We start from the raw sequence: 12,658 nt of genomic DNA, 5'->3' as shown, positions 1-12,658 counted from the left end.
TTGCGGGGGTCGAGACGAGCGAAGCTCGCTCTTAGGTCGGCGCGAAGCGCCGGGTGGGGGCTCTCTCCACTCGGGCAGTGTCGCCCGCGGAGCCACCCCCCACCCCAGCCCTCCCCCGCAAGCGGGAGAGGGAGCGCACCTTCTTCGTGGTCGCAATCAAACTCAATTTCATCATGCTCTAGACCCAATTGTCCCGGGTCGGCCTGACCGCGGGAAACGTCATTCCTGACAGCAACACCCGCATCGTGCGCAGCGAAGCCTGCCGTCCGTCCCAGGCGATCCGCGGCAATGCATGTAGATTTGTGTATCCTTTGGCCTCGACGACGCCCGGGATCGTTGATACCGCGCTGGCGAAACCTGCCTCCTGCGCCATGACGACGTGCTCCCGGCGCCAGGATTGCCGATCGCCGAACGGATAGGCGAAATGGCTGACAGTGCGGCGCAAAGCGGTCTCCGCGACCGCCTTGCCCATCGTCATTTCGCGTTGCGCATCGGCCGCTTTCAGCTTGGACAGTGCGGAATAGTTCACCGTTGCGCTGCCGATCGTCACCAGCGGATCGGCGGCGAGCTTGGTCAGATCGTTCCAATCCATCGAGGCAGCGCGCGACAGCGCCGCGAGATCGACGGAGTAGCGCGTACAGAGATCGTGGATCGCGAACAAAAGGTCCGGCGGCGGCAGCGTCCGCATCCAGTTCGCCAGAAATTCGAAAGTATCATACTTGCCCGATATGCTGCCGGTTGCGAAACGCCGCTCCTTGCCGTCGATCATCAGGCTGATGCGATCCTCGCGCGCGATCATCTCTTCCAGCGCGAGCCACCAGGGTTCGCCGAGCCCATCCGGAAATGCGGTGGGCAGGTAGATGGTGAAAGGCACGCCCTGCTTCGACAACACCGGATAGGCCTGCGTGATGACGTCCTTACAGCCGCCGTCGAAGGTCAGGCAGGCAAACCGATTGGCTCTTGGCAGCGTGACCGCCCGCCGGCACACCTCGTCCATCGTGATCAGGTCGAAGTTCCAGCGCTTCAGCGCCTGGATGGTCCGGTCGAGAAATTGCGGCGTGATTTCACGCCACCGATTGGGCTGAAACGGCCGGGAATCGCGCGGACGGACGCACTCGAACCGCAAAATGACGCCGGCGCCACCGCTCTGCCGCTGCTTCAGCCTGAAATAGCCGCTGAAATAGGCGAGCTCCATCCAGGCCCGCCGCAAAATTCCGATATCCGACGCCAACGTACCGCCCTCAACATGCGGTCGCGCTGCCCCCGCCGCGCCCGCATCGTATTACCCTTTGTTGACATTTCCCTGCGAAGGTCGGCCAAAGCCGAAATTGTGAACAAATTCATATAACACGGGCTCTGCGATGACCATGGCTGCCGCGATCAAAGGCCGAACGGCGGATGCAGATGTGTGGTCGAAGGCGAGCCGTATCGCCGGCATCGACATCGTTCACGACCTCGCCGCGGCGGAAGGCGTCTGGCGCAGCCTGGAAGGCGCGCAAACCTTCTTCACGCCGTATCAGCGGTTCGACTTCCTCAGCCCCTGGCAGCGCCAGGTCGGCGCGCGCGAAGGCCTCGTTGCCTTCATCGTGATTGCCTACGACGCGGAACGCCGTCCGCTGCTGCTGCTTCCGCTCGCGCTCACGTACGCCTATGGCGCCCGCTGCGCCAGCTTCATGGGCGGCAAGCATTCGACCTTCAACATGGCGCTGTTCGACCGCGATTTCGCCGCGAGCGCAACGCGGGCCGATCTCGAGAGCCTGATATCGGCGATCTCACTGCGGTCCGAAGCCGATGTCCTCGCGCTGCACCAGCAACCGGTTCGCTGGCGCGACCTGACCAATCCACTCGCCTTGCTGCCGCATCAGCCGTCGGCCAATGATTGCCCGCTTTTGGTGATCGAGCCTGGCGCCGCGCCCCCTGCGCTGATCAGCAACTCGTTCCGGCGCCGTCTCAAGGGCAAGGAACGCAAGCTGCAGTCCCTGCCCGGTTATCGCAGTCTTATTGCGTCCTCCGAGGCCGACATCACCCGGCTGCTCGACTGGTTCTTCCGCGTCAAGCCGCTGCGGATGGCGGAACAGAAGCTGCCGAATGTGTTCGCCGATCCCGGCATCGAGGAATTCGTCCGCAGCGCCTGCACCGCGCCGCTCGCCGGCGGCAGGCACGCCATCGATATCCACGCGCTGGAATGCGATGAGGAAGTGATCGCGATCTTCGCCGGCGTCGCCGACGGCCATCGGTTCTCGATGATGTTTAACACCTACACGATGTCGGCAAATTCGAAGTACAGCCCCGGCCTGATCCTGATGCGCGACATCATCGATCACTATGCCGGACAGGGTTACCGCGCGCTCGACCTCGGGATCGGATCGGACGATTACAAGCGGCTGTTCTGCAAGAGCGACGAGCCGATCTTCGACAGCTTCATTTCGCTGAGCCAGCGCGGCAAGCTTGCCGCCGGCGTCATGTCGGGCCTCAACCGCACCAAGCGGCTGGTGAAGCACAATCCGGCGCTGCTGGAGATGGCGCAAAAGCTGCGCAACGCGTTCAGCTAGGACACGCAATCGATTTCCAGGTGACATGGTCGCCCGGCTGCGGGCTCGCAGTAGCTCACGACTTGTGAGCACGCGGCTTGCCCGCCATGGATTTCGATACTTCACGAACGCATTCGATGAATATCTCGGCAGCCGGGCTCAGCGTGCGATTCTTCAGCGTCACAATAGCCACCGACAAGACGGGCGCTCGTGGGAGTTTGACCGGAAGCACTTTCAGTCCCAAATCGCGACCGCTGAATTGCACAATCGAGCTTGGAAGGAAAGTGACATAGTTCCCGGTCGCGGCCAGCCTGCAGCAGAGGTGGATCGATAGCGTCGTAAGAGACGCGCGAGGCACCAGCAATCCGCTTTCGCGAAACAGATCAGCGGTCGCGGAGCCTGGAAAAGTATCCGGAGGAGGCAAGATCCAAGCCTCGTCGGCCAGATCGGCCAGACTTAGCTTCGACGACCGCGCCCATTCGCTTTGTCTTCCCACAACCACGACCCGCGGATCACTTAGGATAGGCTCCGCTACCAAATCGTCCTCGGCAAACGGCGTCGGAATCCACCCCAGCAACAGATCTATCCGCCGTTCGCGAAGTTCGCTGTAGTGCGTGGTGCTGAGCACAGTTTGCGCCACGTTCAAGCGGATGCGCGGATGCCGCCGGGCGAATCGATCGATCACAGCCGGGAGAAGGCCAGCCGCTACGCCCTCGGCACTGCCGATGCGCAGTTGTCCCGTGGTCGGGTCGGCAAGAAATTCGAGTTCTTGCAGGCCCTGCGTCAACTCGTCGAAAACTGCCATGCCGCGCTTTACGAGTGCGCGGCCGTAAGGCGTAGGTTCTATGCCGTTTCGGCTGCGGTCGAGAAGTCGAAGTCCGACCTCATGTTCCAAGTCAGCTATCGCCTTGGATACTGCCGGTTGAGAGATCGCAAGCTCGGCTGCGGCCTTCGCCATGCTGCCCCGCAGCGCGACGACAAGCAGGATATGCAGATCGCGCAGTTTGATACGGCGTCGGGCCCGGTCGATGTACTGCATGTCCGTCCTTATCAAAACAGTTATGGAACCTTCAAATAGTAGCATTGGACGGATATCTACGTCTCCAGCATCCTCCTGCGGAACGGCCAGGGAGGCATCTCATGATGACACGTCGTGATGTGTTGATTGCGTCAGCGGCCGGTGTCGCGCTCTCCGCTACTGCTGTCGTGCCGCGAGGCATCGCACAATCGCGCTTGAAAACCGCGCGTATACTGACGGGCTTCACGCCCGGTCTGCCTGACGCGGTGGCAAGGCTCATTGCCAGCCAGATGAAAGATTATGCAGATTCGATTGTCGTCGAGACCCGCCCTGGTGCGAGCGGCCGGGTCGCGGCGGAGGCCGTGAAGGGCGCGGCTGCCGACGGATCGGTCATTCTGTTCGCACCGCTCGGCTTCGTGATGCTCTTTCCGCACGTCTACAAGACGCTCAGGTACGATCCGCAGGATTTTATCCCGGTGTCGACGGCCGCCTCTTTCCCAACCTTGCTGACGGTGGGGCGGAAGGTACCGAGCGAGGTCCGAAGCCTTGCCGACTTCATCACCTGGTGCCGCGCCAATCCAAAAGACGCTACCTACGGCACGGCGGGCGTTGGAAGCACGCTGCATTTCATTGGTACGATGCTGGGACGCACGGCACGCTTCGAGTTTCTTCACGTGCCCTATCAAGGCGCAATCGCAATTCAGGACGTCCTGAAAGGCGAGATCGCATCGGCTATTATGCCGCTCGGCAGTTCCTTGGGCCTCGTCCGATCCGGCGAGCTCCGTGCGCTGGCGACCACCGGTCCCCGCCGGAGCCCTTATCTTCCCGACGTGCCGACGATCGCGGAAGCGGGTTATCCCACGCTCGAGGATCTCACATGGTTTGGTTTTTTCGTTCCGGCGAAGACGCCGGCGGACATCGTCAACAGGCTCAACAGTGCCCTCCAGGAGGCCCTGCGCACCGACGAGGTAAGGTCAGGCATGGCAAAATTATCCGTTGAGATCGACACGATCTCCATGAGCGACTTTGCGCAACTGATCGCATCGGAATCCGAACGGTGGAAGACGATCGTGCAAGCAACCGGGTTTACGCCGGCTGACTAGAGATCTCGGCTCTCGCGCGATACGGTTACATGCCCAGAGTCGCTTCGTAGACAGATATACGCGCGTTTACGCCGCCACTACGCGCGGACCCGGCTCAACCGCGTCTTCAGCCTGGTACGGCTTGTTCAGCATCGTCACCTCAAAGAAGCCGACCGCCTTGAGCTGCTCGCACAGCAGCGTGCGCGCATCCTGCGCCATCGACGCTTCGGGCACCACGACTGCGTGCGCCTGCGACGTCAGGAGTTCGGCTGGCAGATCGGACGCGGTGCCGGCATCCAGCAGCACGTGATCGTAGACCCGCAGCAACGCGTCGATTGCAAGCGTCAGCCGCGGTGATTGAAGCTGCGCACGGTCGAAGCCGGGGCGTCCCGCGCTCACTAGATGAACGCGCGACAGCCGATCCTTGGTGATAATCTGCGCAAACGAGGCTTCGCCCTGCATCAGTTCGGCAAGCCCCGGCGCTACCGGATCGACCGACGCCGCCGTCATCGTCGGCGAGGACGCCACGAGATCGACGACCACGATCTTTGCCTGCTGCGCCATCAGCCGCGCCAGCGTCAGTGCGGTCAGCGTGATGCTCTCGCTCGATGCCGTGCCGAGCACGGTCACCTTGCGCGCTGCAGCGCCTGCGCCAACCAGCTCATCAGCCAGTTGCTCGATCTCGCTGTCCCCTGTCGCAGTATCCATGTGAGGGGCGTCGGCATGCGGCTCATTCAACGTTGGCTCTGAAACGTGATCCGCTTCAGCGAGGCTCGCTACAGGAAGCTCGGGCGCGATCGGTGGCGCACGCACCGGTTCCGGCGCAGATGCCAGGACGATTTCGGGCGCAATTTCACGCACAACTTCCGGCGAAGCCGCACCGAGTGCCCGCGGCGCGGTCATGCGCAAGAGTTCGCCGGTCGCGATCACGCCCGAAGTGAGCAGCAGGGTCGCCAGCGTCGCGATCAAGACGATCGGCAGCTTCTTCGGATAGGCCGGGGTGTTGGAAACGGTGGCGCGGGAGATGATGCGGCCGTCGGCCGGCGCCGCCTCGATATTCTCGCGGGTGTTCGCCTCGCGGTATTTGGCGAGATAGGATTCCAGCAGGTCCCGCTGCGCCTTGGCCTCACGCTCGAGTGCGCGGAGCTGCACGTCCTGGCCGTTGGTCGAAGAGGCCTGCTTTTTCAACTGATCGAGGCTCGCCGTCAGGCCTTCGACCCGGCCGCTGGCGATGCGGGCGTCGTTCTCCAGCGAGCGGGACACCTTGCCCGCCTCCTCGCGCAACTGCCGATCGAGATCGGCGAGTTGAGCCTTCAATTCCTTGATGCGGGGATGACCGCCGAGCAGCGTCGAGGATTGCTCGGCGAGCTGCGCACGCAGTGTTACGCGCTGCTCGGACAGCCGGCGCACCAGTTCGGAATTGAGCACCTCGGAAGCCTCGATCGGCTTGCCGCTCTGAAGCATTTCCTTGATCAGCCGCGCCTTGGATTCGGCATCCGACTTCAGCGCTCGGGCGTTGTTCAACTGCGTGTTAATCTCGCCCATCTGCTGGTTGGATAGGGTGGTGTTGTTGGTGCCCACGAACAGGCTCGACTTGGAGCGAAAATCCTCGACCCGCGATTCGGCCTCGGCCACGCGCTTGCGCAAGTGTTCGATTTCACCCGAGAGCCACTGGCTCGCAGACTTCGCTTGCTGCTGCCGCGCGTCCTGCTGCAGCACCAGATAACCTTCCGCGATCGAGTTGGCGACACGCGCGGCAAGCTCGGGATCGCGCGACTGGAATTCGATGACGATGACGCGGGATTTGTCGACCGCATAGGCCGTGAAGCGCTCGTAATAGGCTTCCAACACGCGCTCTTCCGGCGTCAGCGAAAACGGATCGCGCCCGATGCCGACCAGTGCCAGCAGCGACTTCAGCGGCGAGAATCCCTGCAGCACCGGATCGAATTCGGGACGCTCGGAAAGCTTGTTCTTTTTGATGATCTCGCGGGCCAGATCGCGCGATTGCACCAACTGCACCTGGCTGGTGACGGCCTCGGCGTCGAGCGCGCTGCGCTCCTCGTTACGCTCGCCATTCGGCCGCAGGAAAACGTTCTCGCGCCCGTCGACCAGGATGCGCGCTTCCGACTTGTAACGCGGCGTGATCATGTTGACTGCGGCCAGCGACAGCACCAGCGCCAGTACTGTCGGAACGATGATCCAGCTCCGCCTGCGCATCAGCGCCTGACCAAGCGCATGCAGATCGAGATCGCCGGAATCGGATGCGGCGACAGGCTTCGGCGCCGAAGCCACAGGCCTTGCCATCGCCCGCTGCACCACCGGCTTGTCCTTGCCTGCACGCCAGAACGCCAAACGCATCGCACACTCCCGCGGACGCAACTATCGGTCCATTCGCCCGGGGCGATTACACTTCATTATGGTTGCTGCTGGGTTAATTTGCCTTGTCTGCGCGCCCGAGCGTACTCTCGCGCGCGCAGTCATTTTTTGTTAACCATCAAAGCCCTTAATCGCGGAATACTTTTCCAGGATACCTGTAATGCGAGGCGTGCTCGCCCCTATTCCATCTCTGATCGCTGCGCTGACGCTTGCGGGCTGCCTGGCCCAGACCGCGCAGGTCCCGGTCGCATCTGAAGGCGGTATCAATGCCTGTCGTTGACGGCCAGCCGCTTCGGATTCTGCACGCGACGCGCGCGCCGGTCGGCGGCATTTTCCGCCATATCCTCGATCTCGCCAACGGGCAGGTCGACCGCGGCCATCACGTCGGCATCATCGCCGATAGCCTCACCGGCGGCGAACGCGCCGAGCAGGCGCTGGCGGAAATCGCCCCGCGCCTCAAGCTCGGCGTTCACCGCACCGCCATTCGCCGCGAGCCGCTGCCGTCCGACCTTCTGGTATGGGCCCGCTTCCAGCGCATGATCCGCCAACTGAAGCCCGACGTGCTGCACGGTCACGGCGCCAAGGCCGGCGCCTTCATGCGGTTAAGGACCACTTCCCGCGACAGGATCAGGGTCTACACCCCGCACGGCGGTTCGCTGCACTATCCGCTGTCGACGCTCAAGGGCAACATCTATGCGCGTGTCGAGCGCGCGCTGATGAACGATACCGACCTGTTCCTGTTCGAAAGCGCGTTTGCTCGCAACACCTATCAGCGCACCATCGGCACGCCGAAGGGACTGGTGCGATGCGTCTTCAACGGCGTCACCGCCAGTGAATTCGATCCCGTGGTCGAGGCGGAGGACGCCACCGACCTGATCTATGTCGGCGAGTTCCGGCATATCAAGGGCGCCGACCTCCTGATTGATGCGGTAGCGCGGCTGCGCGCCGACGGCCGTCCGGTGACGCTGACGCTCGCAGGCGACGGCGAGGAAAGCGAAGGCCTCAAAGCCCAGGTTGCGCAGCTCGGCCTTGGTGAGGCCGTGCGCTTCATCGGCCACGTCAAGGCGCGTTACGGCTTCTCCAAGGGCTCGCTGCTGGTGGTTCCCTCCCGCGGAGACTCCATGCCTTATGTCGTGATCGAGGCAGCGGCCGCCGGCATTCCGATGCTCGCCGCCAATATCGGCGGCATCCCCGAAATTTTCGGCCCGCATGGCGATGCCTTGTTCGCGCCGAGCAACGCAGCCGCCATGGCCGAGGCCATCGAAGCCGCTCTGAAGGATCCGGCCGCGACGAAGGAGCGAGCCAAATCGCTGCGCGAACGAATCTTCCAGCATTTTTCGCAGAAGGCGATGGTCGAGGGCGTTGTCGCCGGCTACCGCGAGGCGTTTGCCAATCGTTAACCGAAAATTACCGACGTAACTGTTTCTTCCGATTTGTCCCGTAAGCCCGTGGTGTGGGGAATTCCGCACCGGCGGGCACGTTGCTATGTGCCCGCTCAAGAACGGACGTGGACCAGTGGAACCGATTAACGCACGCTCGATGCTCGATGCCGCGGCGACCGCCAGCGTCGATCGTCCGCCGATCGAACGGCGCCGCAGGCTGTCTCCGGCGGCGCTCGCCGTCACCAATCAGAAAGTTGGCCGCGCCTACTCGCCGATCGTGATCGCAGGCGCGGTTCGCGTGATCGATTTCGCGATGTTAAGCGCGATCGGCGTCGCGCTCTATTTCGGATATGTCGTGCCTCTCAAAGGTTTTTCCTGGGAGTTTCTCGCGGCGATCTTCGGCGTGGCGGCAACGGCGGTGATCTGCTTCCAGGCCGCCGATATTTATCAGGTGCAGTTGTTCCGTGGCCATCTTCGCCAGATGACGCGGATGATTTCATCCTGGGCATTCGTGTTCCTGCTGTTTATCGGCGTATCTTTCATCGTGAAGCTCGGCAACGAAATTTCGCGGCTGTGGCTTACGGCGTTTTTCGTGAGCGGCCTCGCGGCGCTGGTGACCGGGCGCGTGTTCCTGCGCTCGCTGGTGCGCCGCTGGGCCCGTCAGGGCCGGCTCGATCGCCGCACCATCATTGTAGGCGCGGACGAGAATGGCGAGCAGCTTGTCCAGGCGCTCAAGATCCAGGACGATTCGGACATCAAGGTGCTCGGCGTGTTCGACGACCGCAACGACGACCGCGCGATGGACACCTGCGCCGGCAGTCCCAAGCTCGGCAAGGTCGAGGACATCGTCGAATTCGCGCGCCGCACCCGCATCGATCTCGTGCTGTTCGCGCTGCCAATCTCGGCCGAGACGCGCATTCTCGATATGTTGAAGAAGCTTTGGGTGCTTCCGGTCGATATCCGACTCTCCGCCCATACCAACAAGCTGCGCTTCCGTCCCCGCTCCTATTCCTATCTCGGCGAGGTGCCTACTCTCGACGTGTTCGAGGCGCCGATCACCGACTGGGATCTGGTGATGAAGTGGCTGTTCGACCACGTCGTCGGCTTCGTGATCCTGGTGCTGGCATTGCCGGTAATGGGTCTGGTTGCGCTTGCGGTGAAGCTCGATAGCCCTGGGCCGATACTGTTCCGCCAGAAGCGTTTCGGCTTCAACAATGAGCGCATCGATGTCTTCAAGTTCCGCTCGATGTACCAGCATCAGGCCGATCCGACCGCCTCCAAGGTCGTAACCAAGAATGATCCGCGCGTAACCCGCATCGGGCGCTTCATCCGCAAGACCAGCCTCGACGAACTGCCGCAGCTCTTCAACGTCGTGTTCAAGAGCAATTTGTCGCTGGTCGGGCCGCGCCCGCATGCGGTGCAAGGCAAGTTGCAAAGCCGGCTGTTCGACGAGGCCGTCGACGGCTATTTCGCGCGCCACCGCGTCAAGCCTGGCATCACCGGCTGGGCGCAAATCAACGGCTGGCGCGGCGAAGTCGACACCGACGAAAAGATCCAGAAGCGCGTCGAGTTCGATCTGTATTACATCGAGAACTGGTCGGTGCTGTTCGATCTGTACATTCTGCTCAAGACGCCGATCGCGCTAATGACCAAGAGCGAGAACGCGTATTGAGTTGAGGACGCGCCAACGTCATTGCGAGGAGCGATAGCGACGAAGCAATCCATCTATCCCTGTGTGGCGCCATGGATTGCTTCGCTTCGCTCGCAATGACGCGGATGGTGCGGATAGTAGTGTCGTAGTTAGTTGAGTTGCGTGAGTATGTGATGGCGTATGCGGCGACAGCCGGGGAATCGCTCCCATCGATAACGGCCGCGCCCGGCGTGCTCGCGCTGCAGCGCGCGCTGGTTTGGCTCGTGGGTGCGTCCATCGCCATCGTCTTCATCGAGCCGAGCCCCTATGAGCTGGCGACGCTTGCCGCCTCGGTGATCTTCTTCGCCACGGGCGCGCGGATGCGGCTGGTATTCATGCCGCTGCTGTTGCTCTTGTTCCTGCTCAACCTCGGCTACAGCATCAGTGCGATCGCCGTAATGGATCGGCCCAATGTGCCGAGCTGGATTGCGACCTCCTGGTATATGGCAATCACGGTCATTTTCTTCGCGATGGTGATCTCCGAGGATACCGCAGCGCGGCTCGACATGCTCCGGCGCGGGCTCATCGTCGGCGCGATGATTGCAGCGCTCGCCGGCATCGCGGGTTATTTCAATCTCATTCCCGGCGGTCGTGACCTGTTGACGCTGTATGATCGCGCCCGCGGCACCTTCAAGGACCCGAACGTGTTTGGCGCGTTTCTGGTTCTGCCGGCGCTGTTCGTGCTGCAAAGCGTGGTCACGGACAAATTCGGCAAGGCGTTCCGCAGCGCGATCGCGTTTGGCATCATATCTTTGGCGATTCTCCTGGCGTTCTCACGCGCTGCGTGGGGCATGCTTATCATCACCTCGGGCTTCATGCTGGCATTGATGGTGCTGACCAGCCGCTCGCAGTCGCAGCGCTCGCGCATCATCGTGATGGCGCTTGTTACCGTATTTCTGGCGGCCGCCCTGGTCGCGGTGCTGCTGTCGTTCGATTCGATTGCACAGCTATTCAAGGAACGCGCCAGCTTGGACCAGAGCTACGACGAAGGCCGCTTCGGCCGGTTCGGCCGGCACATCCTCGGCGCAGAAATGGCGTTGGGCCTGCCCTTCGGCATTGGCCCGCTACAGTTCACCCGTTACTTCCCGGAAGACACCCACAATTCCTACCTGAACGCGTTCATGTCGGGCGGCTGGCTCTCCGGCGTTTGCTATCCGGCGCTGGTCTTCGTCACGGTTCTGACGGGCTTCCGCTATGTCTTCGTCCGCGTGCCCTGGCAGCCGGCCTACCTGGCAATCTTCGCAGCTTTCCTCGGCACGGTCGGCGAGAGCTTCATCATCGACACCGACCATTGGCGGCACTTCTGGATGATGCTGGGGGCGATGTGGGGCATGTTCGTCGCCGCCGAACGCTGGAGGGCGGGCAGCAATTCGGCACTCATGGCGCCGAAGCGGAAGCTTACTTCTCCACCGTGAACGTCAACCCGGCGTGCTCTTCCAGCCGCTTGATCAGCTTGTGCTGCATCGCTGCGCCCGGTGTCCAGAAGCCGGGCGCGACGTCAGGTGTATCGCGCAACAGGCAGATTGCGCATTCGGAAATCATCTTCGAGGTCGATCCGTACGGATCGCGGTCGCCTTTCACGGACGCGCGGACCTGGCGTCCATCAGGCGCGATCGCGACATAGAGCAAGTCGTAAAGGCCATTTTCGCGCTCCTCCTTCGACGGCCCCTCGCCGGGCTTGCGTGCATTGGCGCCGGTCTTTTCGTTGTTCGCCGCCATCACAAGCTTCGCGTTCGCTTCTCCCTGGTCGCCGGGACCGGTCAATACCATCTCGTCATAGATGAATTCGCGGCCGTACGGGAATCCCATAAGCATGTTGGAGCGATGAACGTTCCGCGTGTTGATCAAGGCCATCATGAACGGCGCGGCCCAGGATTGAAGATCTTCTTCGTAAACCGGCTTGTTACCGCGCGGCTGTCGCGCGCCGCTAAATCCTGGTGTGAGCGCAAAGGGATCGTTCAGGATAGAGACGAGGCTAAGGTCCTTGGCGACAGCACCGAACGTCGCCTTGGCGCTTGCGGCAGTACCGCCAGAGAGCGTACCGCGCATGTCGCGGACCCGACCTTTAACGCGAGAGGCGGGCACACCTAACACGCGCTTAGCCTCCGTCTGGACGAAGAACGCGCCAAGTTCAAACGGCAGCGAGTCGAAGCCACATGAGAACATGATCCGCGCGCCGCTTGCTTTCGCTTGCGCCTCGTGCGCCTCGATCATTTGTCGCATCCAGATCGGCTCGCCGCAATAGTCGAGATAATCGGCACCAGTTGCAGCGCAGATGGCGACCAGATCGCTTCCGTACAGCTGATATGGCCCAACACCTGCAATCACCGACTTCGTCTGCTCGACCATCGCTTTCAACGACGCCACATCACTGGAATCGGCGACGATCAGTGGCGTGTCCGCCGGAGCGCCGACCGCGTCACGGACGGTCGCGAGCTTGTCCTTGCTGCGGCCTGCCATCGCCCATTTCAGATTGGCGTCGCCCTTGTAGTGCTCGGCCAGATATTCGGCGACGAGCTGGCCGGTGAAGCCGGTGGCGCCATAGACGACGATGTCGAATTTCGACGAAGACATGTTCT

General features: G+C 62.2%; 9 protein-coding genes. 5 read left to right on the top strand and 4 right to left on the bottom strand.

The annotated features are described in order from the left end of the window. Positions 1-178 precede the first annotated feature (178 nt). Positions 179-1,231 carry a polysaccharide deacetylase family protein gene (locus tag IVA95_RS09310; RefSeq protein ID WP_247510237.1) on the bottom strand — a complete coding sequence of 351 codons (1,053 nt, stop codon included), beginning with the start codon at positions 1,229-1,231 and terminating at the stop codon, positions 179-181. A gap of 130 nt (positions 1,232-1,361) precedes the next feature. Between IVA95_RS09310 and IVA95_RS09305 the strand changes: the two genes are divergently transcribed. Then, on the top strand, positions 1,362-2,552 hold the full coding sequence (locus IVA95_RS09305) for a GNAT family N-acetyltransferase (RefSeq protein WP_247510236.1): 1,191 nt from the start codon (positions 1,362-1,364) through the stop codon (positions 2,550-2,552). Between the two features lie 55 nt (positions 2,553-2,607). Here the strand turns inward: IVA95_RS09305 and IVA95_RS09300 are convergent, their stop codons facing one another. After that, a complete protein-coding gene (locus IVA95_RS09300; RefSeq protein WP_247510235.1) occupies positions 2,608-3,570 on the bottom strand; it encodes a LysR family transcriptional regulator in 963 nt (320 codons plus the stop codon). Between the two features lie 101 nt (positions 3,571-3,671). Here IVA95_RS09300 and IVA95_RS09295 point away from each other — a divergent pair, with 101 nt between their 5' ends. Next, on the top strand, positions 3,672-4,652 hold the full coding sequence (locus tag IVA95_RS09295) for a tripartite tricarboxylate transporter substrate-binding protein (RefSeq protein ID WP_247510234.1): 981 nt from the start codon (positions 3,672-3,674) through the stop codon (positions 4,650-4,652). A gap of 66 nt (positions 4,653-4,718) precedes the next feature. On the opposite strand, the gene IVA95_RS09290 is transcribed toward IVA95_RS09295, so the two are convergent. Beyond that, positions 4,719-6,989 (bottom strand): exopolysaccharide transport family protein, encoded by a 2,271-nt coding sequence (locus tag IVA95_RS09290; protein ID WP_247510233.1) that lies wholly within the window; start codon positions 6,987-6,989, stop codon positions 4,719-4,721. A gap of 284 nt (positions 6,990-7,273) precedes the next feature. Here IVA95_RS09290 and IVA95_RS09285 point away from each other — a divergent pair, with 284 nt between their 5' ends. The 3 genes from IVA95_RS09285 to IVA95_RS09275 all read left to right on the top strand — a co-directional run bounded on the left by IVA95_RS09285 (position 7,274) and on the right by IVA95_RS09275 (position 11,494). Then, positions 7,274-8,407: a glycosyltransferase family 4 protein gene (locus IVA95_RS09285; RefSeq protein WP_247510232.1), complete on the top strand. Its 1,134-nt coding sequence runs from the start codon at positions 7,274-7,276 to the stop codon at positions 8,405-8,407. Positions 8,408-8,522: 115 nt separating this feature from the next. Beyond that, on the top strand, positions 8,523-10,061 hold the full coding sequence (locus IVA95_RS09280; RefSeq protein WP_247510231.1) for an undecaprenyl-phosphate glucose phosphotransferase: 1,539 nt from the start codon (positions 8,523-8,525) through the stop codon (positions 10,059-10,061). 152 nt (positions 10,062-10,213) lie between these two features. After that, complete coding sequence (locus tag IVA95_RS09275) at positions 10,214-11,494, top strand: O-antigen ligase family protein (RefSeq protein WP_247510230.1); 1,281 nt, start codon at positions 10,214-10,216, stop codon at positions 11,492-11,494. Here IVA95_RS09275 and IVA95_RS09270 read toward each other — a convergent pair. Continuing rightward, positions 11,478-12,653, bottom strand: coding sequence for a saccharopine dehydrogenase NADP-binding domain-containing protein (locus IVA95_RS09270; RefSeq protein ID WP_247510229.1), 1,176 nt, complete (start codon positions 12,651-12,653; stop codon positions 11,478-11,480). The genes IVA95_RS09275 and IVA95_RS09270 overlap by 17 nt on opposite strands. Between the last annotated feature and the right edge of the window lie 5 nt (positions 12,654-12,658).

Source organism: Bradyrhizobium sp. 157 (assembly GCF_023073815.1).
Lineage (GTDB): Bacteria > Pseudomonadota > Alphaproteobacteria > Rhizobiales > Xanthobacteraceae > Bradyrhizobium.
Note: the sequence above shows the minus strand (reverse complement) of the source record. Positions and strands in the feature narration are given on the sequence as shown.

Bases quoted from the DNA above. Each gene is read 5' to 3' on its own strand.
- IVA95_RS09290 (WP_247510233.1), bottom strand. From the start codon at position 6,989: ATGCGTTTGGCGTTCTGGCGTGCAGGCAAGGACAAGCCGGTGGTGCAG.
- IVA95_RS09295 (WP_247510234.1), top strand. From the start codon at position 3,672: ATGATGACACGTCGTGATGTGTTGATTGCGTCAGCGGCCGGTGTCGCG.
- IVA95_RS09305 (WP_247510236.1), top strand. From the start codon at position 1,362: ATGACCATGGCTGCCGCGATCAAAGGCCGAACGGCGGATGCAGATGTG.
- IVA95_RS09270 (WP_247510229.1), bottom strand. From the start codon at position 12,653: ATGTCTTCGTCGAAATTCGACATCGTCGTCTATGGCGCCACCGGCTTC.
- IVA95_RS09275 (WP_247510230.1), top strand. From the start codon at position 10,214: ATGGCGTATGCGGCGACAGCCGGGGAATCGCTCCCATCGATAACGGCC.
- IVA95_RS09285 (WP_247510232.1), top strand. From the start codon at position 7,274: ATGCCTGTCGTTGACGGCCAGCCGCTTCGGATTCTGCACGCGACGCGC.
- IVA95_RS09300 (WP_247510235.1), bottom strand. From the start codon at position 3,570: ATGCAGTACATCGACCGGGCCCGACGCCGTATCAAACTGCGCGATCTG.